Consider the following 24,487-nt stretch of genomic DNA (forward strand, 5'->3'; position numbering starts at 1 on the left):
GGGTTAGGGCGGGGTCCATCTTCGCAAGAATCCAAATGCGATTGCCCTGCTCGCAAGGGGGAGATCGGCTGCTTCGCCGATGGCGAGCTTTTGGACTCTAATTTCGCGTTGCTTCGAGACGCGCGCGAAATTCCTCGAACTCCGCTTCGGTAATGCCGGCGACTTCAGCGTCGCTGGGATAGCCACCGCCGGCAACTTCCTTGCGGAACCCCGACAGCGCCTCGACCCGCGCATCCCTAACGGCTTTCTGCAGGGCAGCCAGATTGCCCCAGGCACGCGCGTGGCGTGGCAGGCGGGCGCTCTCGCCGCAAATGTCGGAGGTGAACAGGAAGATGACATCCGCCTCGGTGCCCGAGCCGAGCGACACGGTGACCAGCGAGGTGCGGCGGTTGATTTCCGCCATCACCTGAGCCGGGATGACTTCGCACTCGACGGCGAAGGCGCCGGCATCCTCGAGCCGCCGGAAACGGTCCCACAATTCCAGCGCCTCTACGGCGGTCTTGCCGACCGCCCTGATGCCGCCGACCCAGGTGGATTTGCGCGGCACGAAGCCGAGATGCCCCATGACCGGAATCTGTTCATCGGCGAGCAGCCGGACGCTGTCATAGCCGCGCCCGGTGATCACTGCATCGGCGCCGGAGGTGATGGCGCGAAAGGCCGTGCGCAGGATCTCGTCGCCGGTGACGGCTTCGGCGAAGCCGAGGGCTGCGGTGACGAAGACGCGGCGCGACCCTTCGCGCACGCGCAAAACGTTGGCGGCGCGGCAGACGACCATCTCGACGCCGGCGGCCTCGGCAGCTGCCGCCTCGTCCGCCGTTTCCGCCGTCACCTGGGCGACATGGCGCCCGGTTCCCTTGAGCGCGCGCAGGTCCGCGACGGTTGCGCTGCGCTCGACCTCGCGGCCGCCGAAATCGAAGATGCGCGGCATCTCAGCCTTTCAGCTTCTTGGCGTAATAGTCCGGCGCGACGACACCCGGCTTGGAGAACCAGGCCGGCACGTCGACGCCGGAATAAAGCAGGATGTTGCCCCACGGATCGAAGGCGCCGGTGCGCACGATAACCTTCGCCTTTGCCGCCATCTCGCCGAGGATGGTCTCGTGCTTGGTGGTCTCGAAATCGGCGTCGGGGAACAGCCGCGTCAGCTTGGCCAGCAGCGGCGCGTTGTGCACCGGCAGCGTATCGGCATAGCCGACGCGCTCGGCGATGAAATTGGCTGCGATCGGCGCCAGCACGGTTTCGAGATCCGGCACGTCAGGCGAGATGGCGAGGTCGATGCGCCAGGCGGTCGAGGGGATCGGAAAGCCTGCATCGCAGACGATCATCAGGTCGCCATGACCCATCGAGGCGATGGCGTGCGCCAGTTCGGCATTGAGCAGCCGGTTTCGGTTCATGTCGCTTCCTTCCATGTTGTCTTCAGGGCCTGGGCGTAGAGCGCGTCGGCTTTGGCCCGCTGAGGCAGGCCGGGAATGACGCCGAGCTCGGTGCAGGCGATCGCGCCACAGACGACGCCGAAGCGGACAGCGTCGACGATGTCGCGGCCTTCGGCGAGCGCCACCGCAAAGCCCGAATTGAATGCATCGCCGGCGCCGGTCGTGTCGACGACGGTGACCGGCACTGCCGGCACCATCACATCGAGCTCGTCGGTCAGGATCAGCGCGCCACTCCGGCCCAAGGTCACCACCACGTTGCCGACGCCGCGGCGGCGCAACTCGCCAGCGAGCTCGCGCGATGAGCGTGGATCGTCGGCCGGCAGGCTGAGCAGAATGCGCAGCTCGCTCTCGTTCGGCGTCAGATAGTCGACGGAGGCGAAGATCGCGTCAGGAAGCTGGCGCGCCGGTGCGGGATTGAGGATCGTGCGGGCGCCATGCTTGCGGCCGAGCTCCATGGCGCGGGCAGCGGCGGCGATCGGCACTTCGAGCACCGTCATGACGACGTCGCTCTCGGCGATGCGCCGTTCGCCCAAGTCGACGGTCTCGGCATCCATCAGCTCGTTGGCGCCCATGTCGAGGATGATGAAGTTCTCGCCCCTGTCGTTGAGGATGATAAAGCCGACGCCGGTGGCGCGCTCCGCACGCGTCGTGACCAGGCTCGAGTCGACGCCTTCGGCGGCGTAGAGATCGGTGGCGATCCCGGCCAGCTTGTCGGTGCCGATGATGGCGAGCAGCGACGAGGCGGCGCCCAGCCTTGCGGTGGCGACGGCCTGGTTCGAACCCTTGCCGCCCGGCCCCATGTCGAAATCGGTGCCGAGCATCGTCTCGCCGAAAATCGGCAGCTTGGGCGCCCGCATGGTCAGACCGACCGCGAAACTGCCGACGATTGTGATTTTGGGTGGTGTCATCAATGCCCTCGTTCAGGACGCCATGGCGCGGGCCAGGATCGCTTCCTCGTTGATGCCGGCGCCGGTCAGTTCACCCGAGATCCGGCCGTTGCGCAGCACCAGAACGCGTTCGGCGTTCATGATCAATTCCGGAATCTCCGACGAGATCATCACCACCGCCACGCCTTCGCCGGCGATGCCGCGCAGGATGGCATAGATCTCGGCCTTGGCGCCAACATCGACGCCGCGCGTCGGCTCGTGCAGGACCAGCACGCGTGGATTGGTGACGAGGCTACGCCCGAGGATGATCTTCTGCTGGTTGCCGCCCGACAAAGTCGCCAGTTTCTGCCCGAGATGTGAAATGCGCGCGTCGAGCCGGGCGACCTGCGCGCGGGCTTCGCGGCCGACCGCGCCGCGCCGCATGAAGCCGGCGAGCGAAAAGCGCGGCAGCGAGGCCGAGACGACATTGTTGGCGACGCTCATCGACAAAAGCGCGCCCGCGCCGCGCCGGTCCGCCGGTACCAGCGCCATGCCGTTGCGGATCGAGGCGTGCGGGTCGGCTGCGCGCAACTCCTTGCCGTCGATGGTGATGCGACCGCTGCGGCCGCATAGTCCGAACAGGGCCTCGCCGAGCGTGTCCTTGCCGGAATCGGGCAGGCCGCCAATGCCGAGGATTTCGCCCGCGCGGGCGCTAAAACTCAGCTCATCCAGCCCCGGTGCGGTCAGCTTCTCGACGGAGAGCACGATCGGCGCGGCATCCGACCGCGCCTCGGGTTGCAACGACCACTGGGTCGCGGTGTCGAGCTCGCGGCCGACCATGGCGCGGATCAGCCGGTCTTCCGACAGGCCGTCATTGTCCAGCGTCTCGATGGTGCGCCCGTCGCGCATCACGGTGATGCGGTCGGCAAGGTCGAGCACTTCCTTCAGATGATGTGAGACGTAGATGACGGTGACGCCCTCGCTGCGCAATTGCCTGACGACATCGAACAGCCGCTCGCTCTCGCGCTTGGAAAGCGCCGAATTGGGCTCGTCGAGGACAAGCAGGCGGGCACGCTGGCGGATGGCGCCGGCAATCTCGACCAGCTGCATTTCGGCCACGGAAAGCCGGCTAACCTTGGTGTCGGGGTCGAGCTTGCCCATGCCGAGGCGGGTCAAGGCGGCCCGCGCCTCGCGCCGCATCTCCTCGCGCGGCACCAACGACACGGCCGAGCGTGCCGCCATGTCCGACATCATGATGTTGTCGGCGATGGTCAGCGTCGGGCAGAGCGCCAGTTCCTGATAGACCACGGTGATGCCGGCGGCCCGGCTGGCCAGCGGCGAGGCGATGGTGGCCTCCTCGCCGTCGATGCGGATTTCACCGCCGTCCGGCTGCAGATCGCCGGCAAGGATGTTCATCAAGGTCGATTTGCCGGCGCCGTTCTCGCCGATGACGGCATGCACCTCGCAGGGGCGGAAATCGACGGAAATGCGGTCGAGCGCCAGCACCCCGGGAAACCGCTTGGTCAGGCCGGAGATCTCGACGATGGGGGCAGGGCTCTGTTGCTCTGTCATTGGCTGGCTGGACGAAGAGCTGCCGACCCAAGGCCGGCAACTCCCGTCACGCTGGCTTGTTACTTCTTGGCGACCTCGGCGATGTTTTCCTTGGTGTAGACGCCGACGCCGGTGTCGAGATTCTCGATCGGCTGACCCTTGAGGAACTGGACGATCAGGTCGACCGCGGCAAAGCCCTGCTTCTCCGGCGCCTGGTCGATCGTCGCCTCGACATTGCCGTCCTGGACGAGTTGCACCGTCTGGTCGAGCAGGTCGAAGCCGACCACCTTGACCTTGTCGGCCGCGTTGTTGCGCTCGACCCAGGTGCCGGCGGCCGGCGTCGAGCAGCATTCGAGCGACAGCACGCCCGATATCGCTGGGTTGGCCAGCATGGCGTTCTCGATTGCCGCATAGATCTTCTGCGGATCGGTGCCGGTGTTGAGCGTTGAGACCACCTCGATGCCGGGCTCGGCGGTGAGCGCCTCGCGCGCGCCCTTCTCGCGGTCGAGCGACCACTGGGCGGCGGCGTCGATCGTGGTGATCATCACCTTGCCCTTGCCGCCCAGCACCTTGGCCATTAGCTTGCCGGCCTCGCGGCCGGACTGGACGAGGTCCTGGCCGGCGAAGGCGAGGCGCTTGCTTTCGGGATTGTCGGTGTTGAAGGTCACGACCGGGATGCCGGCGGCGATGACCCGGTCGATCAGTGGCGCCAGCGCATCGGTCGAGACCGACGAGATAGCAAGTCCGTCCATCTTGCCCATCAGCGTCTCGATCTCGCTGATCTGGCCGTCGGCGTCGGCGCCGACGGGGCCGATGAATTGAGCGCCGACCTTGTCCTCCTTGGCGGCGCGCTCGACCCCGGCCTTCATGAACGGCGCGAATTCGTTGGAGACGTCGTGGTAGGAGACGTAGATGTCGAGCGGCTCGCCGGCGGCGATCTTGGCCTTGATGCGGTCGGCCAATGCGAAATCGGCCAGCTTGGCGCCGGCATGGGCCGACAGCGGCAACAGGCTGAGCGCGGCTGCGAGAATGACATGTCTGAGTTTCATGGATAGTCCTCCCTGTTGTTGGCCTTTTGACTGGCCTGTTGCTTTGGTTTTCCTGCTTCAGCTCGGCCGGCGCGTGCTCCATTTGTCGATGCCGACCGCTATGATGATGACCAGACCGATCATCAGTTCCTGGACGAAAGGCGATACGCCCATCAGCACCAGTCCGTTGCGCATCACGCCGATGATCAGGACGCCGAGAATGGTGCCGAGGATCGTGCCTTCGCCGCCCGAAAGCGAGGCGCCGCCGACGATCGTCGCGGCGATGACGTCGAGTTCCAGGCCGAGACCGGTGCGTCCGGCCTGACCGCTTGGCAGGAAGGCCAGGCTCAAAATGCCGGCGAAGGCCGCTAGCACGCCCATCAGCACGAAAGCGCAGATCTTGACCGAGTTGACGGAAATGCCTGAAACACGCGCGGCCTTGGCGCTGCCGCCGACGGCGTAGACCCGGAATCCGAAATTGGAGAATGACAGCACCACCCAGGCAAGTGCTGCGATGATGACGAAAAACACCAGCTGCATCGGGATGATGCTGAATAGATAGCCCTGGCCCATGAAGCCGAACGTCTGCAGGACCTCGGGCAGGGCGCCGTTGCGGGCGTTCACCGTCACCGGCTGGCCGTTGGTCAGGATGAGGGCAGCACCGCGCACGATCGACAGCATGCCGAGCGTCGCAATCAGCGACGGCAGCCGGCCATAGGTGGAAAGCACGCCGTTGACGAGCCCGATGGCGACGCCGGTGAGCAGGCCGACGCCGATCGCCGGTAGAAGCGCCCAGCCGGCGATGATCAGCATGCCGGTGGCGAGGCCGGAGAATGCGTAGGTCGAGCCGACCGACAGGTCGACCTCGCCGGCGATCAGCACGAATGTCATGCCGACCGCCATGATCCCGAGCAGTGAGATCTGGCGACCGACATTGAGCAGGTTCAGCGACGTCAGGAACCCGTCGGTGGCGAAGGACAAAAACAGGCATAGCACGAGCAGCGCGATGAACACGCCAGCTTCGCGCGCCCGCAACAGCCGCGCCAGCGTCAATCGGTCCGCGGCTGGCGCGCGCGCGCCGGTCCTGACCGCATCGGCCATACAGCATCCTCCCTGTGTGTGGCGAACCGCCGGTCACGACCGGCACCGCCACTCCTCTTCCGGTTCCATCCTCGACCCGAACCGAGCTCGTGTGCGGGTCGATGCATGAGAGCCTATTCCCAAACAGAATCAGGATGCGGCTCTATCTCCCTGCCTTTCCACGATCTTTCCAATCATGGTTGGTGCGGGCGCGATCGCCCGTGCCTTGCTGTCGACGTCAGGACGCCTTGCGGAACGAACCGGCAGGCACCTTATGCAATTCGTCGTAATTTCCGTATTCGCGCACCTTCTTGAACGGCGCGTTCTCGATGGCGTTGTAGGAGCAGATATAGCCCCAGCGATAGGTGTCCGAACGATTGGCGTCGGAGCGGTGCAGCAGATTGCCGTCGAAGATCAGCGCGTCGCCGGCTTCCATCTCGACATAGATATGCTCGTAGCGCTTCAGCGCCGCTTCCAGATGCTCCTGCTCGACATTGGTCTGGTCGTTCTCGCGGATGTGGTTGAGGCGGCCGAGCTTGTGCGAACCCTTGAGCACCTGCAGGCAGCCATTTTCGCGGGTCGCCTTGTCGAGCGCGACATAGATGCTCATCATCTCCGGCGCGAGGCAGCCGTAATTGTACCAATAGCCGAAATCCTGATGCCATTCCCAGGCGCCGCCCTCATTGGGTTGCTTCATCGTCATCTTGTGGCTGTAGAGATAGATGGGTTTGCCGACGGCATCCTGGGCGAGATCGACCATGCGCTCGTCGCGCGCCAGAAGACCGTATTTGTCGTCCTCCGCCTTGGTCCACATCTTCAGGAGGGTGGTCTTGCCTTCCTTGTCGCCCTTGGCCATGACGGCTCCGCTCCTGGTCTCCGCCTCGAGCTGCCTGCGTGCGTGGTCACGAAAATCGTCCACCTCGGCCACGCTCAGCAGCCCCTTGCGGATAATGTACCCGTCGCTGATGTAGTGTTCCGTTTCTTCCTTGGTCATCGCGAGCATCGTCTTGCCTCCCTGGTCTTCGCGAACGGGCCCTCAGTGGCGCGATGCGCCTCGAGGGCCTTGGGAAGAGCGGGTCCATGCAACTGAATGCCGACCTCGCCTGCCTCTTGAAAGCAACCTTAGCGGTGCTTGGCAGGGAACAAAATGGACAGCACCGCGCAGTTTTTGTATAAAACGCGCATGCGAGGAAGAACGTCGGTTCTCGAGAGTTTCCACTATGTGCCGGCGGCCGGATGGACGCGCACGGCGTTTAGCGTGCTGCGCGCCGGCAAGGTCGCCGCGGCGCCGGATTACCGGATAGAACGCGCGACCTATCCCGGCCAGGACATCCTCTATTGCCTGTCGGGCCACGGTATCGTGGAGACGTTGGGACAGCAGCTGGAGGTGCGGCCGGGCCAACTGGTGTGGATGGCCAACGAGGCGCCGCATGTGCATGCCGCCGACGAGCACGATCCGTGGAGCCTGCTCTGGTTCAGGCTCGACGGCCCGGACCCGGGGATCCTGCGGCGCAAGCTGTTCGGAGAGGGGACCTTGCGGGCCGTGTTCCCGGAAGCCATGAGTCCAGTCGCGTGGTTCGAGCGGCTGTTTGCCGCGTTGCGGCGGCGCGACGCCAGCCTTGATTTCAGGCTCAACCAACTGGTCGCCGAATTCGTGCTTTTGGTCGACCGGGCGCTCGCCGGCTCCGGTCCTGATGATTTGCCGAAGCCGCTAGCCGCTGCCCTGGACGCCATGCGCGGTGAACCCGGCTTCGCCTGGACGGCACCCGACCTGTTCGCCGTTACCGGGCTCGGTCCCTCGCAGATCCGGCGGCTGTTCCAAAAACATCTGCGGACAAGCCCGCATCAGTGGCTGATGCGCGAGCGGCTGATGCAGGCGCAATCGCTGCTGGTGCAGAGCGACCAGAAGCTGGCCGAGATCGCCGAAGCCTGCGGCTTCTGCGACGTCTATCATTTCGGGCGCGAGTTCAAGCGCTCGGTGGGAATCTCGCCGGCCGCCTGGCGCCGCAGCGAATTAAGCGCCGGGCCGGGACATTAGCTGGAACGTCGACTGATCAACACGTGCTCGGTCGGGCCCTCACAGGACCTTCTGCCGGAACTTCGAATGACAGCTTGAGCAATCCTGCAGGATAAGATGCAACAGGTGCTCGGCAGGAGTTTTGGCAGGATCGGCTTGCGCCGCTGCCGGCCGCTTGCCAAGCAGGCTGCCGCCGCCCATCGCCGGGCCGGTACCCATCCTCATGTCGTCGGTGATGCTGGCGGGCGCCCGCTCGGCCTTGGCGGCAAGCGTGGTGGCCAGCCTCCCGATGTGACGGGCCAGAGCCTCGAATTCCGAACGGGCTTGATCGATTTCCAACTTGGCGCCCGAAGGCGCGCCCAATGTCGCGCTCGGAAATTCCGTGATAAGCGTAGGGCCGGTGCGGGCGCGGATGGTCTCGGCCGCCGCCTTGAACGCCGCGGCGTCATAGGCCAGCTTGCCGTCGAACATCGCGGCGATCGTTTTCGCGGCGGCGGCCATCTCCTTCATCGAGGACTGGCGCGTCGCAATGATTGGGTCAGGTCCAGCCGCGGCCACCACCGCGGAGGCGCAGGCAAGCGACAGCATCACGGTGGCGGCGGTCCATTTCACTGAACCAGGCCTTCTCCCGCCAGTTCGTCGATGATCGGGCAGTCCGGCCGCTCGTCGCCATGGCAATGCTCAACCAGATGATGCAGCAGGCCGCGCAATCCCACCAGTTCGGCGATCTTCCTGTCGATCTCCACGAGCTTGGCTTTGGCAATGGCCTTCCCGTCGGCGCTGTCGCGGTCCCTGTCTTGATAGAGCGACAGCAACTGGCGGCACTCGTCGACCGAAAAACCCAGGCTGCGCGAGCGCTGCAGAAATCGCAAGCGGTGGATGTCGTCTGCCGAATAGTCACGATAGCCATTCTCCGTCCGGGCCGGGCGCAAAAGCCCGATGTCCTCATAGTAGCGTATCGTCTTGGACGGCAGGCCGGATTTTTCGGATGCGATACCAATGTTCATGATGAAAATCTCCTTGGTCAGTGGGAAAGTAAACCTTCCTGTAGCTAGAAGGTCAACCCGGTATGGCAATTTGGATGCCCCGCCGCAGCCGTCCCACAGGTTCGGCGCGTCCACGATCTGCTCGTCGGTAAAACCGTGCTTGCGGACTGGGAATTTCACCTGTCCGCGATCCTTTCTCCATCGCGGTCCTGTCGCTCTTCGGGTCGCGATCGTCAGCCCCGTCAGCTTCGCAGGTATTTGAGGAGCGCTGCAATCACGAGCACAAGGGCGACAAGCACCAGGACCCATGTGAGCCCCATGCCGCCCATCATCCACATACCCATTGGGCCATTCATCATTGCGGTCGCCTCTATGGTCGGTGGAAGCCCGCCCTCGCCGGTGAGCATCGGCGATTCCGATGGGAATAAGTTCGTCGTAAATTTCGGTCAAGACGAATGGTGCCTCAGAACATGCCCTTGATTTTCGCCCACCACCCCGTTTCCTTCTCATGGTGCGGGCGCTCGACATTGTTGGTCAGCGCGTTGACGAAGGTGACAAGATTGACCGCCGCGAAACTCAGGCCGTGGAAATTCGCGCGCCAATGGCCTTGTTTGTCGATCACATGCGTGACGGTGCCGTGCATCTGGTAACCGCCATCGGTCAAGGCGAACTTGTGGCCGAAGGCTTCCGCGAGCTTCCGGGTCGCATCCTCAGGCTGACCCGCGGTCGTGGTCAGGAACAGCCAATTGACCGGGTCGAGCCCGTGCGCCGGTCCGTAATTGCGCAGCACGTCCGGCGTGTCCCTCACAGGGTCGGTGGTGATGGTCACAAAGGTCACCTGGCCTTTCATCGGCGTGCCGTTCACCATTTTCTGGATCTCGGCGATCTTCTCGGCATGCAGGGGGCACACATCGGGGCACGATGTGTAGATGAAGTGGAGGATGACGACCTTGCCGCGCAAATCGACCAGCCGCACGACACGCCCGTCGGCGGTACGCAGTGTGAAATCGGGCGCCGGTCTGTCGAGCGTCTGGAAATATTTCTCGTCGCTCTGAAGCATGGCATCGACTTCGCCGAGCGAGTGAGCTTGCGCCGGATACGCAAAGCCTGCGATCAGCGCCGCGATGGCAATTACGCGTAGCAGCAAACGCCTCCATTCGTTCAAAGCCGGCGCGACGCAGCGAGCCTTTGGCTCGGACATATCTGTTCCTTTCTCACCTGGCAGCGATGCGGCTGCGGATGAAGTCGACCATGCCGGGCGCGTCCCATTCCGCCGGGCCGATCAGCCGGCCGACTTCCTTGCCGTTGCGATCGATCAGCAAAGTCGCTGGAAGGCCGACGGTGCCAATGGCGAACATGGCCTTGCCTGAGGTATCGATATTGAGGGCGAGGTGCTCGATGCCGATCTCGGCGAAGAACTTTTTCACGATGTCCGGGCCGGCGCGGTCCATCGACAGCGCGACGACCTCGAAATCCGGCCCGCCGAGCTCGGCCTGCAGCCGGTCGAGCGTCGGCATCTCCTTCCGGCAGGGGGCGCACCATGTCGCCCAGACGTTGAGCAGCACGATTTTGCCGGAAAAATCGGCAAGGCTTCGGGGTCGACCATCGCCGTCCTCGAAGCTGATTTCTGGCACCGGCACCGGGATTTCGTGAACGGCAAAATTCTGCGGCGGTTCGGAAGCCGATGCCGACCGCGAAAACACCAGCAGCATGCCAACCAGGGCCATGGCCAGTTTGCTCATGGTCACGACTGTTTTCACCGCGTCGCGTAGACGGTCGGCGCCTTGCCGTCCTTTGTGAAGGCGTAGATCGTCCAGGTCCCTGACTTCTCGCCGCCCATGCCGGGCGCGCCGGTCGGCATGCCGGCCAGGGTGATGCCTGATATGGCGGGGCGTTCCGTCAAAAGCTTCCTGACGATGTCGATCGGCACTAGGCCGTCGATGACATAGCCGTCAACCATCAGCGTGTGGCAGCCTTCGAGGTCGGCGGGGACGCCGGCATCGCTGCTGATCTGCGACAGATTGTTGACCGGCTTGATATCGACCTTGAAGCCGTTCTGCTCGAGATAGGCGGCATAGGACTCGCAGCAACTGCATTGCGGGTTCTTGTACATCACCGCTTCGATCGTGGCGGCGACCGCGGGCAGCGGCGTTGCGATCAGCGCGGCAAGGGCGGCGAGGCGGTAGGTCAGTTTCATTGCAGTTCTCCTTCGTTGAACGAATGGATTCAGGTTACGCGGAAGACGGTCATCAGGCCGGCCATCTGGTGGTCGGCGACATGGCAGTGCAGCATCCAGTCGCCGGGATTGTCGGCGACGAAGGCGCATTCGATCGTATCTTTTGGGGCAAGCAGCACCGTGTCTTGCCATTGCCGGTGCGGCACCGACGAACCATTGCGCGACAGCACCGACATGCTGAAGCCATGGATGTGCATCGGATGCCACCAAGCGGTTTCGTTGCGCATGGTGAGATGACAGGTCGTGCCGCGTCTCAGCGTGAATTGCGGCGCCATGCCGGCGTGGCCGTCGCCGGTCATCGACGTGCCGTTGATCGCCCAGGCGGCCTCGCCATTCATACCGGGCATCCCCATCCCCATCATGCCGCCGACGCCGGCGAGCTTGCCTCCGCCCATCATGCCGCCTTGCAGCACGATCTCTTGGCGCTCGGCCCCGGCGAGATCCGGGGCCGGCAGCGGATTGCGCAGCAGGCCGACAGGCGCGTCGAGAGGATGCGCGCGCAGCGGCGGCGCCTCGTCATAGGCGAGCGTGGTCAGTGTGTAGGCGAGGCCATCATAAAAATCGTCGATCACGGCGTAGCGCTTGCCCGGATCGCCCTGCATGTCGAGCATCACATCGATGCGCATGGCCGGCGCGAGCACAAGGCGCCCGCTATCCGGTTCGTGCGGGTCGCAGGGCTGGCCGTCGATCGCGACGACAACCGGGCGATGACCTTCGAAGCGCAAGGCCATGATGCGGGCGAGCGACGCATTGGCCAGTCGCAACCTGACGCGCTCGCCAGCGCGCACCTTCTGATCTGCCGGCGCCCCACCGTTGATGGTGACGACATTGCCGACGCGGCCGGACATCGCCGCGTCCATCATGTTGCCGAAGCCGGCAGCGATCTGTCCATCCTTGGCAAGCCGCCAGTCCTGCAGCAGCCACACGAGATCGCGGTCGACGGCGACCGGCTCGGCCTCCTCGACGATCAGTGCGCCGGCAAGGCCGCGGCCGAGCTGCACCAGGCTGTCGGCATGAGGATGATACCAGAAGGTGCCGGCATCGGGCGGCGTGAACTCATAGACGAAGCTCTCGCCCGGCTTGATCGGCTTCTGGGTCAGGCCTGGCACGCCGTCCATCGCATTTGGCAATCGTATGCCATGCCAATGAACCGTAGTGTCCTCGTCGAGCCCGTTGTCGACGACGATACGGGCCGGCTCTCTTTGCCGCAGGCGTAGCGCTGGGCCGGGAACTGTCCGGTCATAGGCCCATACCGGGGTTTGCGGGCCATCGGGGCCGGTGAGCCGGGCCTGGCTCGCCGCAACCCTGATCCGGCGCTCCTCCATGGCGGATACCCACCTGGGACGCATCGATGCGGACGCGGCAACCCCCGCCGCCGCAACGAGAAACCTGCGGCGTGAAATCAAATAACTGGAATCGGAATGCACCCTTATGCCCTTTGCGATCTCGATCGACGGCGACCGTCCGACATCGATTGACCTGCTGTCCGCGCCCGCTACGCCACAATGAGCGCAGTGGGCGATCGAGCGCCGACAATCAGCCGCAGGACGGCTGAAACGGCGTCAGATCAGATCGCTTGTCTTGGAGGGTATGGGTCGGGCAGGGAACTTCGCCCGTGAAGAAGCGGGGTCGGTAGCGCCAACGGCTCCTGCATCCGCGCAACTATCCTCATGGCGATGCCTTGCGGCAGCACCGCGAGCACCGGTGCGATGCAGGTCGGCGGGCAATGCATAGGATCGCCTTTGTCGCCGGCTCCTTTGGGGCACGCCTTGCAGTCGCCAGCCATGTGGGACGACATGGCCGTGTCCGCGTCGGAGTGCATGACCATGGCTTTGTCCGACGTCGTCGTCATCATCTGCGCCGACATGACGCTCGCCTGAGCGCCGGCAAGGCTGAACCCGGCGGTCAGGAAGACCGCGAGCAGCATGACAAGCAATTGCTTTGCCGACCGGCGTGCCATCATGCGCATAGGCTGGCCTCAAAGTGCGGCTTTTGCAAGTCCCAATGCCCTGACATCAAGACGAGAAAGAAGCCTTGGCTTCATACCGCGCACGCAATTTGGCGACCGGCTTCGAGAGTTCGCAACCCCCAGCGGACCGATGCGACGCAAGTGCTGGCGTGCGCAGATCAACATCGTGCTTTGCTTAAACGATCGGGCGATTGGAATCGGAACACTTGCAGCAGGAAAGCGCGTGACACAGCGGCGTCAGCTAGCGCTGCGGTATGGGTTTCGGAGTAGATCCAAGTGACTACTTAGTCCTGCGTCGCCTTTTCGCTAAAGGCGAATGTTAACGAAGGCCAAGGAAGCTGAGTATCGCTATTACGATAACGACGGCCCCAACCAGCCAGATGATATTGTTCATGACAGCTCTCCTTTGTCTTTTCCGCGCATCCCGGGCAGCTGGACATAATTTGTGGAACGCCTGCTCGGCATTCTTGTTCCAATAGCCGCCCTCAGGACCGGGAGGCCCGCGCCTCTGGAGGAGCGCGGGCCGACCGGGGTACGGACCCCGATCCAGCAGCCAATATCCGGGAGATACCCGCTGTCATCCTACAACTGTTAGTATGCGCTAATGTTCCGTCGATGCAGGAAAAAGACGGTGCCCGGTGAGTGCCGGACGCAAGGCGCCTCGGCCCGCGGCTCGCATCTGCCAGAAGCGCGGGCTCTCCCGTCGACGCCTCGGCGATGGAGCCTATATTGCTAGTGCCGGCGAACCGCAGCATCGCTTTGCAACAGCGTGTGCCGAATCTCGGGATGAAATCAGTTTTCGGAAACGTTTATCGAACAACGCTCCATCCTTGGTGAGCAAAGACCCTCCGGCGGTGGCCTCACGTTACACCGTGCATACGCCGAGGAGACAGAATATGCCGGCCAAAGCCTATATCAACCGGATCGCGACAGCGGTGCCGGAGCACGAGGTTCATCAATTCTATCTGCGTTTCGCGGCCTCCATGCTTGTGGCCGATCGCCGAAGAATTTTCGAACGCATGGCTGATCTCGCCGGCATCGAGCGCCGCTATTCCTGCTTTGCACCCGCTGGCGACCCCGAAGGACCATCAGCAGATCTGGCTGGGACTTTTATCCGGGGCGCCTTTCCTGGAACGGCCGAGAGAATGGCAATGTTCGGAGATGCCGCGCCTGTTCTGGCGCAAAAAGGCGTCGACGGATTGGAGCTTGGCGATGACGCTCGCCGCATCACTCATCTCGTCGTTACCACCTGCACCGGTTTTTCGGCGCCGGGCATCGACCTGGATCTGGTTGCGCGATGCGGCCTGCCGGACAGGGTCGAACGCACGATGATTGGTTTCATGGGATGCTACGCGGCGATCAACGGTCTCAAGCTTGCCCGCCACATCGTCCGCTCCGACCCTCGCGCCAAGGTCCTCCTGGTCAATATCGAACTCTGCACGCTGCATCTGCGCGAAACGACCGAACTGGAAAAGCTGCTGTCGTTCTGCCTCTGGGGCGACGGCTGCGCGGCCGCGCTCGTCACCGCAGAGCCGGCCGGCGTCGAGCTCGAGAGCTTTCATTGTATCGTGGCGCGTGAGCGGCGTGACCTGATGAGCTGGAGCATTCGCGACCACGGCTTCGAGATGGTTCTTTCCGGCCAGGTCCCGGCAGCGATTCATGAAGCGTTGCGGAGCAACCAGGACGCCATCCTCAGCGGCCGGACAGCGGAAGCGGTCGACCTTTGGGCCGTGCACCCGGGTGGACGGTCGGTTCTCGACGCCGTCGAAAGGGCTCTGAAACTCGCGCCCACCGCGCTGGAGCCATCGCGCGAGGTGTTGCGCCGATACGGAAACATGTCGTCAGCGACCGTCATGTTCGTGATGAAGGAGATGCTGAAGGCGCCGCCGGGCCTGCTCGGCTGCGGCATGTCGTTCGGACCCGGGCTGACGGCCGAAACCATGCTTTTTCGAACCGTGTCATGAGGGGCCTGGAGCACCGTAAGGTTGCGCCGGAAATCCTTGACGGACTTGCGGCCGACGATCCGCGAGCGCTTGCCACGCGCCGCGACCTTCGTCACATCAACGCGCTGATGTTTCAGGCAAAGATCATGGCGTCGCTGCTCGGGAAATTTGTGCCAAAGCCGCCACGCCGGATTCTGGAGATCGGCGCCGGCGATGGCTCCTTCATGCTGGCGGTAGCGCGGCGCATGGCCGGGCAATGGCCTGGGGTCGAACTGGTGATGCTCGACCGCGTCGACCTCATCACCGCGCAATTGCGTGGTGATTTCGACAGGCTGGGGTGGACGGCCGAAGGCATCACCGCCGATGTCTTCGACTGGGCAAGAAAGAATGAGGGCAGGCGGTTCGACGCGATCACCGTCAATCTGTTTCTGCATCATTTCGACGACGCCGAGCTCGTGCGCCTGTTTGCACTGATGGTGCCGAAGGCCCCGCTGATGTTGGCGACAGAGCCGTTGCGGGCGAAACTGGCGCTGGCCGCAATCCGTCTTCTCCCGGCAATCGGCGCCAATGATGTCACACGAAACGACGCGGCTCAAAGCGTGCGCGCCGGTTTTCGCGGCAGCGAGCTTTCTGGTCTCTGGCTTGCGGCAAAAGGCAAACCGGTCGAGGAACGGCGCGCCGGCCTTTTTTCCCACATTTTCGTCGGCGCCAGCACCGGTGATGACCTATGACGCGGACCCATGACGCGATCATCATAGGCGCCGGCCCGGCGGGCACATCCGTCGCGCTCACGCTGGCCCGGCGCGGGTGGGCCGTGGCTATCGTGGAGAAGAGCGCGTTCCCGCGCCGCAAGGTCTGCGGCGAATATATATCGGCAAGCAATCTCGCGCTTCTGGACCAGCTGGAGATCGGCGATGCCTGGCGTGCCAATGCCGGCCCCGAAATCCGCCGCGTCGGCTTCTTTTCCGGCGAGACCTGCATCGAGGCGCCAATGCCCCGTGCAAAAGATGGGCCCCGTGCAAACGATGGGCCCCCTGCAAAAGATGGGCGCTCTGCAAAAGATGGCTTCGGCCGGGCGCTTGGCCGGGACATTCTCGACTGTCTGCTTTTGCAGGCGGCGCGATCGGCGGGCGTCGAAATCTTTCAGCCCTATCACGCCGTCGCCGTCGACCCGGATGGCGAGATGCAAATGGTGCGAATTCAAGCCGGAAGCGAAACGACGATGTTGCGTGCGCCGGTGATTGTCGCCGCACACGGCTCCTGGGAACCAGGACCGCTGCCCAGCCAACCCGGAAAGAGCAACCGCCCCTCGGACCTGCTAGGCTTCAAGGCGCATTTCACCGGGTCGTCCCTGGCGCCTGATTTGATGCCTTTGCTGGCATTCCCTGGCGGTTATGGCGGCATGGTCTCGGCGGATCATGGCCGGTTGTCGATCTCGTGCTGCATTCGGCGCGATATGCTGGCGCGGTTGCGTAAACACCGTGGCCCAAACCACAGCCATGTGTCGGCCGCCGATGCGGTCTCCCGCCATCTGATGGAATCGTGCCGGGGTGTCAGGGATGCCCTTGGGGCAGCTCACCGCGACGGTCCGTGGCTTGCCGCAGGCCCGATCCGGCCGGGCATTCGCTCCTGCTACGAACGGGACATCTTCCGCGTCGGCAATGCAGCCGGAGAGTCTCATCCTGTTATCGCCGAGGGCATCTCGATGGCGCTTCAGTCCGGCTGGCTGCTGGCTTGCGAACTCGCATGCGCGCCAAGCGGCCGGGTGGGGCGCGAGGCTGCCGGCAGACGCTATGAGGCGGCCTGGAAAAGACTCTTTTCGACACGGGTCCACGCCGCTGCAGCACTTGCCGGAATTGCCCTTCGCCCCGGCAGCGCCACCTTGATGGCGGCAATTGTCCGGAATTTCCCACAGACACTGACATTGGGCGCGCAACTAAGCGGCAAGACAAAGCCGGTTCCCGGCTTTGTCTGACGGGTTGAGGCCGATGGCAATCCAAGCCATGCTGGCGAAAACGGCAAACGGCGCCATCTTTTTTCGGTTTCGATGGAACAACATCCGCCCGCCACGGTTGGAAGCACAGTCGTTCTACTCCAGCGACTATGAAAGCCGTTCGGACGGCATTCGGACAAAGGCCCCGCGCTTCCTCCCCGCGGGGTCTTTTCTGTCGGTGCAGGAATTTTCACGGAATTTGGCGCACGCCTGAATGCTGCCGTTCATGGCTCGTCGATATCTTGCTTCGAGGGGTTACGCGAGAGAGCGCGTTCCTCCTCGTCGTCCGGCAGTGCCTCATCGCTGTCCTGGTATGGATTGTCGTCGTCTTCCTCGGGCAGTTCTGCCTCCTTCTCGAGGTCGTAACGGATGTCGCCGTTTCCCGGCACGCTGTCCGGTAGAATTTTGCCGCCTTTGATCGCGTCCCAATCCTGCTGTTCGATGGTCGGACCTTCGGACGGATCGTCGGGTTTTCTGCGCGGTGCCATCAGAGCTCTCCTATGCATTGGTCGGTCATATGCCTAACTCCGCGGACCGCTGCGTAGTTCCTCGATCGAACCGGCGAGATTGTTTTACCTCGATCCCTCGGCTTGGCCCGCCGGTGCAGCCATCCAGCCGGCGACGCCAGCCGTCGGGCAATAACTTGCGCGATATCTAATATAAGGGCACACTTTGGGTTGAGCGGAAAACGGCTCAAAGCAAATCGGGAGGAAAGCCATGAACAGCATGAGCCTCACCACGCTTGAACGCGGCAAGACGACGGTCGAAGCCGCGGCCCTTGAAGCGCTTTCGGCACAATTGCGCGGCACCATGCTGAGGGAAGGCGACGCCGCCTATGACGACGCACGCAGCATCTGGAATGCCATGATCGACCGGCGGCCCGGGCTGATCGTGCGCTGCGCCGGTGCCGCCGACGTTATCGCTTCAGTGAATTTTGCCAGGGAAAATGGGCTCCTCCTCGCGGTTCGCGGCGGTGGCCACAATATCGCCGGCAGCGCCGTCTGCGATGGCGGCCTGATGATCGATCTGTCGCCGATGAAGTCCGTGCGGGTCGATCCGGCGACGCGGCGGGCATGGGTGGAACCTGGAGCGACGCTCGCCGATGTGGACGCGGAAACACAGGCCTTCGAACTGGCAGTGCCGATCGGGATCAACTCGACCACCGGCATTTCAGGCCTGACGCTGGGCGGCGGCTTCGGCTGGATCACCCGGAAATTCGGCCTGACCATCGACAATCTTCTCTGCGCCGATGTGGTTACCGCCGACGGCAAGCTGCTGCGCGCCAGCCAGACCGAAAACCCGGACCTGTTCTGGGCGCTGCGCGGTGGCGGCGGCAATTTCGGCGTCGTCACGGCCTTCGAGTTCAAGCTCCACCACGTTGGTCCGCAGGTGCTGGCGGGGCTTGTCGTTCATCCTTTCGCCGATGCCGAAAATGTGTTGCGGGAATACCGAGCGGCGCTCGAAGCAGCGCCCAATGAGCTGACCTGCTGGGTGGTCATGCGGCAGGCGCCGCCGCTGCCGTTCTTGCCCGCCGAATGGCATGGCAAGGAGGTGCTGGTCCTGGCCATGTGCTATTGCGGCGATCTTCAGGAGGGCGAGAAAGCGACGCAAAGGCTTCGCGCCATCGGCACACCGATTGCCGATGTGGTCGGCCCCAACCCGTTCGCCGGCTGGGAGCAGGCATTCGATCCGTTGCTGACGCCCGGCGCTCGAAACTACTGGAAGAGCCATGACTTCACCGAGCTTTCCGACAGCGCGATCGAGGTCGTCACGGCCGCGATACCCCGGCTTCCGGGGCCAGAATGCGAGATATTCTTCGCCCATATCGGCGGTGCCGCGGGCCGCGTGACAGCGGATGCAACGGCGTTTCCGCAACGCAGCGCGCATTTCGTCATGAATGTCCACGCCCGCTGGCGCGAACCGCAAATGGACCGCGCCTGCATCGACTGGGCGCGCGGTGTTTACGAGGCGATCAGGCCGTATGCCGCCGGCACGGCCTATGTGAACTTCATGCCCGAGGACGAGGTCGACCGGGTCGAAGCAGCCTATGGCGGCAACTACCGGCGACTTCTGGAAATCAAGCAGCACTACGACCCGCTGAACCTGTTCCGCATGAACCAGAATTTGCGGCCGGCGGAAAACCTGCGCGCCGCATAGGCGTGTGCACGCAATGACAAGGCCCGCACCTCCGGCGGAGGTCGCGGGCCTCATTTCGGTCATGCGCCAGAGCGGTTCGCCGAACCGCTCTGGCTATTTCTTTGTGCAGTTTCCGGGCAGAAACCGCTGCACACTTTTCCTGGAATTGGTCTAGGCAGGCATCAAGATCGCAATGCGATGCACGCCGACCACGCTACTTGTATTCGTGGCACCATCGGTCTTGCCCTTGGCGCAAGTGTACATCTCGCCTTCCTTAAGTTTGAATTCCTTGTCCGCCTTCTTGATCGTGAATTCGCCGGCAGCAATCGTGCATACCATGTCGTTGTCCATCACGGTTTCAGGAAAGACTGCTCCGGGCTGGAAGACTATATCGACGATTGAGATGCTCTTGTAAGCGGGAATGTCGGAGTTGCCAGTGCCGACCTCCACCACTCTGATGCCGGGCGCAACCTCCTTGCCCTCCGTCGGGCCGTATTGCTTGGCGGCCCTTGCAGGCGTCGCCAAGGCGAATAGCGGTGTTACAGCGGCGGCGGTGACGCCGAGAGCAATTGCAGACCTGCGATTCATGGTTCCCATCGCATCCTCCCGTTTGTTGGTCGCGCACAAATGTGCATGACCAAGGTATATTAGCACAATCGAATTTACCTGTATGCAAAGCCGGGCCGGCAACGCTGCCTGCGCGCAGACGATTATGGGTGACGCGACGCTTTTGATCCGAGAAAGCTTCAGCTGTCGCCCGCCCAGGCAAGGTCTAGTCCTTTCGGTTTCTTGACTCGGTCGGCAAAAACGGGCAGCAAAGCCTGATACGGAGGGCATTCCCGCCATTTTCTTAGTCGTGGAGGGGGCTTTTTTGTTATCGACCTTCGCCCAATCGGCGATCGGTAGAGGGATTGGTTAACCAAGTTTGTCCATCTTTTGAATCAATCGGCAACAGACGCGAAGCGTGCAGGGGGCACCAGGCGACTGTGATTGTGACGGCTGCGAGCCCCGCATGCCGCAAGGCCGATTGAGGTTGGTGTATGGCGTTTGTGCGTTTGAAAAACCGGGGTGACAATCCTGACTCTGGATTGACTTCGATGAGGCCCGGGCTGCGCTGGGTCGCGGTTCCCGTTGTTGGCGTTGCGGTCGCTCTGTGGTCGGTGGCGACCATGGCCGGCCTCTATTCGGTGGGAACCTCGCTCACCGCTGCCTCCAACAGTCTTCCGCAAAGCCTGCGCGCGCCGCGCACCATCGCGCTCGCCGATCGCACGCTTGCCAATTCATGGACCAATTCGTGGGCGCCGTTACCGGCAAGCCGGCAGCGTCAGGCGTCACTGCTCGGCCGCTGCGATGCCGGTTGCGCGCGGGCCGCCGCGAGTTTCGTGCATGAAGGCAAGTTGGCGCGTCTCAAACCGCTGGCGCAGCCGGCTACCGTGCCGCTTGTCGCAGAAATCTCGCCGCAAACGCGCTTCGACGCCGTGGTGGCGAAGGCGGCGCTGTCGCCGCAAAAGCTTGCTGCTGCCTTTACCGACGCAGCACCTCCCATGCTTGCCAGCCTGTCGGCGGCCGGGCGCGTCGAGAAACCGGTGCGCCTGGCCGATGAGCATGGTCCGGCGTCCGTGCGCTTTGGGCCCGAGCTAACGGAGATCGACCGATCCTCCCGCCTGGCGCTGGCGCTAGCGAATGCACTGCCGGAACAGATGATCGAGGTGCTGCCCGACGTGGCGACGGCCGACCCTGCTGCGCCGCCGGAGGGCGAGGTGCAGATGGCCTCGCTGCCGCCGCAGAACGAGATGCCCGACAGCGTCCCGTTGCCGACCTTCCGCCCGCGGGCGGAAGTCGACCAGTCAGACGAGGCGCCCCATGTCGAGGCGCCCAAGGTCGAGGCCCCCAAGGCCAAAACGCCCAAGGCTCAGGCATCGAAGGCCGCCAAGGCCCCGTCTCAGCCGCCCAAATCCAACAAAGCGCAGACCGCCGACGCTCCGCAGGACGAGATGCCCCGGGCGCCAGCCTTGTCGCCGAGGAGTTCGTCACCGGCGGCGATGCCAAGTATGCAAGCCAAGCAGGGCATGCAAGGCAGCCCGGGCATGCAGGGCAGCCCGGTCAAGCCGGCCAAGCGGTCGAAGGCCGCAGACATGCTGGCCTATGCCAAACCCGACAGCCCGGCGGGCGGCGGGGCCTTCCGCAACCTGTTCACCAAGCCCGGCATCGGCAGCGGCGTCGCCGTCTACGACATCTCGGCGAAAACCGTCTATATGCCGGACGGTTCGCGGCTCGAGGCGCATTCGGGACTGGGCGCGATGGCCGACCAGCCGCGCTACGCCAACCGGAAGAATGCCGGCCCGACGCCGCCCCACACCTACGATCTGAGGCTGCGTGAATCGCGCTTCCATGGCGTCGAGGCGCTGCGTCTCACTCCTATCGACGGCAAGAACAAATTTGGTCGGGACGGCTTTCTTGCGCACACCTACCTGCTGCGCGGCCGCCGCGGAGAATCGAGCGGCTGCGTCGTTTTCAAGGACTATGCCCGCTTCCTCGCCGCCTTCAAGAAGGGCAAGGTCAAGCGTCTCGTCGTGCGCGGCTAACCAAGCCGCTGATGCAGATCGTGCCGGAAGGCGCGGCGCGTAGGTCGTCGCGGCGGCCGTCTCATGGCTTCTTCATCCCAGGGTCTTCGCGACGTCGCTTCGCTCCCGCTTCGCCGCGGGATGACGAAGCTGTGGGGAGATTTCGGCCAATCTCGAAGGTTTTCAATCCCGTCCAGGGATACTATGACTGGAGGTGCCGGGGCGGCGGCTTCAACCGATCAAAGAGGATGCCATGACTATACGCGCTGTCGTTTGGGGCGAGAATATCCACGAGCGGACCAATGAGGTGGTCGCGGGGATTTACCCCGAGGGCATGCACGCAACGATCGCCAACGCGCTGAAGCTCGATCGCGAAATTTCCGTGTCATGGGCGACGCTGGAGCAGCCGGACCATGGCTTGCCGGCCGATCGTCTGGCGCAAACCGACGTCCTGCTGTGGTGGGGACACAAGGACCATGGCGCTGTCGCCGACGAGGTCGTCGAGCGTGTGGCGCGCCGCGTCTGGGAAGGGATGGGGCTGATCGTCCTCCACTCCGGCCATTTCTCGAAGATATTCAAGACGCTGATGGGCACGCCCTGCACGCTGAAATGGCGCGAGGCCGGCGAGCGCGAGCGGCTTTGGGTGACGAGCCCCAACCACCCGATCGCTGCCGGTATCGGCGAGTATTTCGAGCTCGAGAATGAGGAGATGTATGGCGAGCAGTTCGCCGTGCCGGAGCCGCTGGAAACGGTTTTCATCTCCTGGTTCCAGGGCGGCGAAGTGTTCCGGTCGGGGCTGACCTATCGCCGGGGCGCCGGCAACATTTTCTATTTCAGGCCAGGTCACGAGACCTATCCGACCTATCACGACGCTACCGTGCAGAAGGTGCTGCGCAATGCAGTGAAATGGGCGCACTACCCGCAGGGGTCAAACCCAGCCATCCTCGACGCGCCGAACGTGCCGGTGGAAAAGGCGCTTGAGCCGATCGTCGAGCGCGGCGGAAAACTCCACGCCGCCGATGAAGCCGGCTATCGCTAGGAATCCCGAGCCTTTGGCTTGGAAAATCCACGGTCGAACAACAAGATAAAGCCCATTCCTAAGGATAAGAATTATGCGTCTGTTGATACTCGGCACCGGCTGGATGGCGGAGGAGCACGCCAGGCAGTTCGGTAAGATCGAGGGCGTCGAACTGGTCGGCGCTGTCGATGTCGACCGCAAGCGCCTCGATGAATTTTCGGACACCAACGGCATCCCCAATCGCTTCACCTCGCTGGAAGATGCGCTCACATGGGACAAGTTCGACGCGGTGGCGAACGTGACGCCGGATCGCATCCACCATCCGACCACCATGATGCTGATCGCGGCGGGCAAGCCGGTGCTGTGCGAAAAACCGCTGGCCGAAAATTACCAGAGGGCTAACGAAATGGCCGATGCCGCCGAGCAAGCCGGCATCATCAACATGGTCAACCTGACCTACCGCAACGTTGCAGCACTGCAGAAGGCGCGCGCCATGGTGCTTGCCGGCGAGATCGGTCAGGTCAGGCACGTCGAAGCGTCCTATCTGCAGAGCTGGCTGGTCTCCAAATTCTGGGGCGACTGGCGCACCGATCCGAAATGGCTGTGGCGGCTGTCACGCGGCCACGGCTCCAATGGCGTGCTGGGGGACGTCGGCATCCACATCCTCGATTTCGCCAGCTATGGCGCCGCACTCGACGTCGACCATGTGTTCTGCCGCCTCAGGTCCTTTGACAAGGCGCCCGGCAACCGGATCGGCGAGTACGAGCTCGACGCCCATGATAGCTTCACCATGGCGCTGGATTTCAGCAACGGCGCCTTCGGCGTCGTCCATGCCAGCCGCTGGGCAACCGGTCATCTGAACGAACTGCGGCTGCGCATCTATGGCGACAAGGGCGGCATCGAAGTCGTTCACAATCTGAACGGCTCGGAGCTGAAGGCGTGCATGGGCGAGAATGTCGAGGACGCCAAATGGCAGGTTCTCGATGCCGGAACGGTGCCGACCAACTACCAGCGCTTTGTCGACGCAGTGCGCACTGGCGTTCAGGCCGAGCCGTCGTTCCGCCATGCCGCCGAATTGCAGAAGGTGCTCGACCTTGCCGTCGTCTCCGACGAGAAGAGGGCTGAGCTCAGGGCCCGTGCCGAAACCCATTGATGTCGTACGCTGAAAGGGTCCAGCCATGGTCACGCGCCGCGCCCAATGTTCCTGCGGTCAGCTGTCAGCCACCTGCTCGGGCGAGCCGGTACGCGTCTCCGTATGCCATTGCCTGGCCTGCAAGCGGCGCACGGGCAGCGCGTTCAGCTTCAATGCGCGGTTTCCCGAGGACAAAGTATCGATCGAGGGGCGATCGGCGGAGTTCACGCGTGTTGGCGAGGAGGGCGGCCGTGTCATCTACAGCTTCTGCCCGGATTGCGGCACCACCGTCCATTACCGGATCGATGTCCAGTCCGGTCTGATTGCCATCCCGGTGGGTGCTTTCGCCGACCCATCGTTCCCGCCGCCCTTCCTGTCCTTCTATCACGACAGCCGGCGCTGCCAGTGGGTCGAGGTTCGCACTGAGCCTCTGGCGACGTTCGGCTGAAGACGCCGGCCACGGCAGGCTAAGCGTCGTTCAACCTTGCATTTGCATTTGCAGCTGGTCGTCCCCCGATTGATCGGACCAAGTGGGCCG

26 protein-coding genes are annotated in these 24,487 nt (G+C 63.6%); 10 read left to right on the top strand and 16 right to left on the bottom strand.

Annotated features, from left to right (window positions below; genetic code table 11):
- Window positions 1-97: 97 nt before the first annotated feature.
- The 7 genes from EOC93_RS04125 to EOC93_RS04155 form a co-directional block, all read right to left on the bottom strand.
- Window positions 98-928: a 3-methyl-2-oxobutanoate hydroxymethyltransferase gene (locus EOC93_RS04125; RefSeq protein ID WP_127203929.1), complete on the bottom strand. Its 831-nt coding sequence runs from the start codon at window positions 926-928 to the stop codon at window positions 98-100.
- Window position 929: 1 nt separating this feature from the next.
- Complete coding sequence (gene rbsD, locus EOC93_RS04130) at window positions 930-1,391, bottom strand: D-ribose pyranase (RefSeq protein ID WP_127203930.1); 462 nt, start codon at window positions 1,389-1,391, stop codon at window positions 930-932.
- Complete coding sequence (locus tag EOC93_RS04135) at window positions 1,388-2,338, bottom strand: ribokinase (RefSeq protein ID WP_095489156.1); 951 nt, start codon at window positions 2,336-2,338, stop codon at window positions 1,388-1,390. The genes rbsD and EOC93_RS04135 overlap by 4 nt, the downstream gene beginning before the upstream one ends.
- Window positions 2,339-2,350: 12 nt before the next feature.
- The gene (locus EOC93_RS04140; protein ID WP_127203931.1) at window positions 2,351-3,868 is read right to left on the bottom strand and encodes a sugar ABC transporter ATP-binding protein; all 1,518 of its coding nucleotides are present in this window, start codon (window positions 3,866-3,868) and stop codon (window positions 2,351-2,353) included.
- 59 nt (window positions 3,869-3,927) lie between these two features.
- Window positions 3,928-4,896, bottom strand: a complete 969-nt coding sequence (locus tag EOC93_RS04145; RefSeq protein ID WP_095489158.1) for a sugar ABC transporter substrate-binding protein — start codon at window positions 4,894-4,896, stop codon at window positions 3,928-3,930.
- Between the two features lie 57 nt (window positions 4,897-4,953).
- A complete protein-coding gene (locus EOC93_RS04150; RefSeq protein WP_095489159.1) occupies window positions 4,954-5,976 on the bottom strand; it encodes an ABC transporter permease in 1,023 nt (340 codons plus the stop codon).
- A gap of 217 nt (window positions 5,977-6,193) precedes the next feature.
- Window positions 6,194-6,958 carry a phytanoyl-CoA dioxygenase family protein gene (locus EOC93_RS04155; protein WP_095489160.1) on the bottom strand — a complete coding sequence of 255 codons (765 nt, stop codon included), beginning with the start codon at window positions 6,956-6,958 and terminating at the stop codon, window positions 6,194-6,196.
- A gap of 180 nt (window positions 6,959-7,138) precedes the next feature.
- On the opposite strand from EOC93_RS04155, the gene EOC93_RS04160 reads away from it, so the two are divergent.
- Entirely contained in the window at window positions 7,139-7,993 is an 855-nt protein-coding gene (locus EOC93_RS04160; protein WP_245461351.1) for a helix-turn-helix domain-containing protein, read from the top strand.
- A 39-nt stretch (window positions 7,994-8,032) separates the two neighbouring features.
- Here the strand turns inward: EOC93_RS04160 and EOC93_RS04165 are convergent, their stop codons facing one another.
- From EOC93_RS04165 to EOC93_RS04195, 7 genes are all read right to left on the bottom strand, one after another.
- Complete coding sequence (locus tag EOC93_RS04165; protein WP_245461352.1) at window positions 8,033-8,584, bottom strand: cytochrome c; 552 nt, start codon at window positions 8,582-8,584, stop codon at window positions 8,033-8,035.
- The gene (cueR, locus tag EOC93_RS04170) at window positions 8,581-8,979 is read right to left on the bottom strand and encodes a Cu(I)-responsive transcriptional regulator (RefSeq protein WP_127203933.1); all 399 of its coding nucleotides are present in this window, start codon (window positions 8,977-8,979) and stop codon (window positions 8,581-8,583) included. The genes EOC93_RS04165 and cueR overlap by 4 nt, the downstream gene beginning before the upstream one ends.
- Window positions 8,980-9,421: 442 nt before the next feature.
- Window positions 9,422-10,159: an SCO family protein gene (locus EOC93_RS04175; protein ID WP_127203934.1), complete on the bottom strand. Its 738-nt coding sequence runs from the start codon at window positions 10,157-10,159 to the stop codon at window positions 9,422-9,424.
- A 13-nt stretch (window positions 10,160-10,172) separates the two neighbouring features.
- Window positions 10,173-10,700, bottom strand: coding sequence for a TlpA disulfide reductase family protein (locus EOC93_RS04180; RefSeq protein ID WP_127203985.1), 528 nt, complete (start codon window positions 10,698-10,700; stop codon window positions 10,173-10,175).
- A 14-nt stretch (window positions 10,701-10,714) separates the two neighbouring features.
- A complete protein-coding gene (locus EOC93_RS04185) occupies window positions 10,715-11,155 on the bottom strand; it encodes a DUF411 domain-containing protein (RefSeq protein ID WP_095489164.1) in 441 nt (146 codons plus the stop codon).
- Window positions 11,156-11,184: 29 nt separating this feature from the next.
- Window positions 11,185-12,543 (bottom strand): multicopper oxidase family protein, encoded by a 1,359-nt coding sequence (locus EOC93_RS04190; protein ID WP_127203935.1) that lies wholly within the window; start codon window positions 12,541-12,543, stop codon window positions 11,185-11,187.
- 218 nt (window positions 12,544-12,761) lie between these two features.
- Window positions 12,762-13,157, bottom strand: coding sequence for a hypothetical protein (locus EOC93_RS04195; protein WP_245461353.1), 396 nt, complete (start codon window positions 13,155-13,157; stop codon window positions 12,762-12,764).
- A gap of 902 nt (window positions 13,158-14,059) precedes the next feature.
- On the opposite strand from EOC93_RS04195, the gene EOC93_RS04200 reads away from it, so the two are divergent.
- From EOC93_RS04200 to EOC93_RS04215, 4 genes are read left to right on the top strand one after another with little or no spacing between them, the layout of a single operon-like run.
- Window positions 14,060-15,127, top strand: coding sequence for a type III polyketide synthase (locus EOC93_RS04200; RefSeq protein ID WP_095489166.1), 1,068 nt, complete (start codon window positions 14,060-14,062; stop codon window positions 15,125-15,127).
- Entirely contained in the window at window positions 15,124-15,837 is a 714-nt protein-coding gene (locus EOC93_RS04205; protein ID WP_127203936.1) for a methyltransferase domain-containing protein, read from the top strand. The genes EOC93_RS04200 and EOC93_RS04205 overlap by 4 nt, the downstream gene beginning before the upstream one ends.
- Window positions 15,834-17,081: an NAD(P)/FAD-dependent oxidoreductase gene (locus EOC93_RS04210; RefSeq protein WP_127203937.1), complete on the top strand. Its 1,248-nt coding sequence runs from the start codon at window positions 15,834-15,836 to the stop codon at window positions 17,079-17,081. The genes EOC93_RS04205 and EOC93_RS04210 overlap by 4 nt, the downstream gene beginning before the upstream one ends.
- A gap of 13 nt (window positions 17,082-17,094) precedes the next feature.
- The gene (locus EOC93_RS04215) at window positions 17,095-17,313 is read left to right on the top strand and encodes a hypothetical protein (protein WP_127203938.1); all 219 of its coding nucleotides are present in this window, start codon (window positions 17,095-17,097) and stop codon (window positions 17,311-17,313) included.
- 10 nt (window positions 17,314-17,323) lie between these two features.
- Here EOC93_RS04215 and EOC93_RS04220 read toward each other — a convergent pair whose 3' ends face one another.
- Window positions 17,324-17,587, bottom strand: coding sequence for a hypothetical protein (locus tag EOC93_RS04220; protein ID WP_127203939.1), 264 nt, complete (start codon window positions 17,585-17,587; stop codon window positions 17,324-17,326).
- Window positions 17,588-17,816: 229 nt separating this feature from the next.
- On the opposite strand from EOC93_RS04220, the gene EOC93_RS04225 reads away from it, so the two are divergent.
- Complete coding sequence (locus EOC93_RS04225) at window positions 17,817-19,256, top strand: FAD-binding oxidoreductase (protein ID WP_127203940.1); 1,440 nt, start codon at window positions 17,817-17,819, stop codon at window positions 19,254-19,256.
- A gap of 150 nt (window positions 19,257-19,406) precedes the next feature.
- Here EOC93_RS04225 and EOC93_RS04230 read toward each other — a convergent pair whose 3' ends face one another.
- Window positions 19,407-19,832, bottom strand: a complete 426-nt coding sequence (locus EOC93_RS04230) for a hypothetical protein (protein WP_095489267.1) — start codon at window positions 19,830-19,832, stop codon at window positions 19,407-19,409.
- A 500-nt stretch (window positions 19,833-20,332) separates the two neighbouring features.
- Here EOC93_RS04230 and EOC93_RS04235 point away from each other — a divergent pair, with 500 nt between their 5' ends.
- The 4 genes from EOC93_RS04235 to EOC93_RS04250 all read left to right on the top strand — a co-directional run bounded on the left by EOC93_RS04235 (window position 20,333) and on the right by EOC93_RS04250 (window position 24,397).
- Window positions 20,333-21,820, top strand: coding sequence for a tlde1 domain-containing protein (locus EOC93_RS04235; protein WP_127203941.1), 1,488 nt, complete (start codon window positions 20,333-20,335; stop codon window positions 21,818-21,820).
- A gap of 232 nt (window positions 21,821-22,052) precedes the next feature.
- On the top strand, window positions 22,053-22,838 hold the full coding sequence (locus EOC93_RS04240) for a ThuA domain-containing protein (protein ID WP_127203942.1): 786 nt from the start codon (window positions 22,053-22,055) through the stop codon (window positions 22,836-22,838).
- Between the two features lie 73 nt (window positions 22,839-22,911).
- Complete coding sequence (locus EOC93_RS04245) at window positions 22,912-23,970, top strand: Gfo/Idh/MocA family oxidoreductase (RefSeq protein WP_127203943.1); 1,059 nt, start codon at window positions 22,912-22,914, stop codon at window positions 23,968-23,970.
- Between the two features lie 25 nt (window positions 23,971-23,995).
- On the top strand, window positions 23,996-24,397 hold the full coding sequence (locus EOC93_RS04250; RefSeq protein WP_095489174.1) for a GFA family protein: 402 nt from the start codon (window positions 23,996-23,998) through the stop codon (window positions 24,395-24,397).
- Window positions 24,398-24,487: the final 90 nt, after the last annotated feature.

This window comes from Mesorhizobium sp. M6A.T.Ce.TU.002.03.1.1, from assembly GCF_003997275.1.
Classification (GTDB): Bacteria; Pseudomonadota; Alphaproteobacteria; order Rhizobiales; family Rhizobiaceae; genus Mesorhizobium; species Mesorhizobium mediterraneum.

Excerpts from the sequence above, each read along its gene's own strand:
- EOC93_RS04125 (WP_127203929.1), bottom strand. The coding sequence starts at position 928 with ATGCCGCGCATCTTCGATTTCGGCGGCCGCGAGGTCGAGCGCAGCGCA.
- EOC93_RS04230 (WP_095489267.1), bottom strand. The coding sequence starts at position 19,832 with ATGGGAACCATGAATCGCAGGTCTGCAATTGCTCTCGGCGTCACCGCC.
- EOC93_RS04215 (WP_127203938.1), top strand. The coding sequence starts at position 17,095 with ATGGCAATCCAAGCCATGCTGGCGAAAACGGCAAACGGCGCCATCTTT.
- EOC93_RS04140 (WP_127203931.1), bottom strand. The coding sequence starts at position 3,868 with ATGACAGAGCAACAGAGCCCTGCCCCCATCGTCGAGATCTCCGGCCTG.
- EOC93_RS04250 (WP_095489174.1), top strand. The coding sequence starts at position 23,996 with ATGGTCACGCGCCGCGCCCAATGTTCCTGCGGTCAGCTGTCAGCCACC.
- EOC93_RS04240 (WP_127203942.1), top strand. The coding sequence starts at position 22,053 with ATGACTATACGCGCTGTCGTTTGGGGCGAGAATATCCACGAGCGGACC.
- EOC93_RS04235 (WP_127203941.1), top strand. The coding sequence starts at position 20,333 with ATGAGGCCCGGGCTGCGCTGGGTCGCGGTTCCCGTTGTTGGCGTTGCG.
- EOC93_RS04160 (WP_245461351.1), top strand. The coding sequence starts at position 7,139 with ATGCGAGGAAGAACGTCGGTTCTCGAGAGTTTCCACTATGTGCCGGCG.
- EOC93_RS04245 (WP_127203943.1), top strand. The coding sequence starts at position 22,912 with ATGCGTCTGTTGATACTCGGCACCGGCTGGATGGCGGAGGAGCACGCC.
- cueR (WP_127203933.1), bottom strand. The coding sequence starts at position 8,979 with ATGAACATTGGTATCGCATCCGAAAAATCCGGCCTGCCGTCCAAGACG.
- EOC93_RS04210 (WP_127203937.1), top strand. The coding sequence starts at position 15,834 with ATGACGCGGACCCATGACGCGATCATCATAGGCGCCGGCCCGGCGGGC.
- EOC93_RS04185 (WP_095489164.1), bottom strand. The coding sequence starts at position 11,155 with ATGAAACTGACCTACCGCCTCGCCGCCCTTGCCGCGCTGATCGCAACG.
- EOC93_RS04180 (WP_127203985.1), bottom strand. The coding sequence starts at position 10,700 with ATGAGCAAACTGGCCATGGCCCTGGTTGGCATGCTGCTGGTGTTTTCG.
- EOC93_RS04150 (WP_095489159.1), bottom strand. The coding sequence starts at position 5,976 with ATGGCCGATGCGGTCAGGACCGGCGCGCGCGCGCCAGCCGCGGACCGA.
- EOC93_RS04220 (WP_127203939.1), bottom strand. The coding sequence starts at position 17,587 with ATGGCACCGCGCAGAAAACCCGACGATCCGTCCGAAGGTCCGACCATC.
- EOC93_RS04195 (WP_245461353.1), bottom strand. The coding sequence starts at position 13,157 with ATGATGGCACGCCGGTCGGCAAAGCAATTGCTTGTCATGCTGCTCGCG.
- EOC93_RS04225 (WP_127203940.1), top strand. The coding sequence starts at position 17,817 with ATGAACAGCATGAGCCTCACCACGCTTGAACGCGGCAAGACGACGGTC.
- rbsD (WP_127203930.1), bottom strand. The coding sequence starts at position 1,391 with ATGAACCGAAACCGGCTGCTCAATGCCGAACTGGCGCACGCCATCGCC.
- EOC93_RS04200 (WP_095489166.1), top strand. The coding sequence starts at position 14,060 with ATGCCGGCCAAAGCCTATATCAACCGGATCGCGACAGCGGTGCCGGAG.
- EOC93_RS04155 (WP_095489160.1), bottom strand. The coding sequence starts at position 6,958 with ATGCTCGCGATGACCAAGGAAGAAACGGAACACTACATCAGCGACGGG.
- EOC93_RS04205 (WP_127203936.1), top strand. The coding sequence starts at position 15,124 with ATGAGGGGCCTGGAGCACCGTAAGGTTGCGCCGGAAATCCTTGACGGA.
- EOC93_RS04175 (WP_127203934.1), bottom strand. The coding sequence starts at position 10,159 with ATGTCCGAGCCAAAGGCTCGCTGCGTCGCGCCGGCTTTGAACGAATGG.
- EOC93_RS04145 (WP_095489158.1), bottom strand. The coding sequence starts at position 4,896 with ATGAAACTCAGACATGTCATTCTCGCAGCCGCGCTCAGCCTGTTGCCG.
- EOC93_RS04190 (WP_127203935.1), bottom strand. The coding sequence starts at position 12,543 with ATGCGTCCCAGGTGGGTATCCGCCATGGAGGAGCGCCGGATCAGGGTT.
- EOC93_RS04135 (WP_095489156.1), bottom strand. The coding sequence starts at position 2,338 with ATGACACCACCCAAAATCACAATCGTCGGCAGTTTCGCGGTCGGTCTG.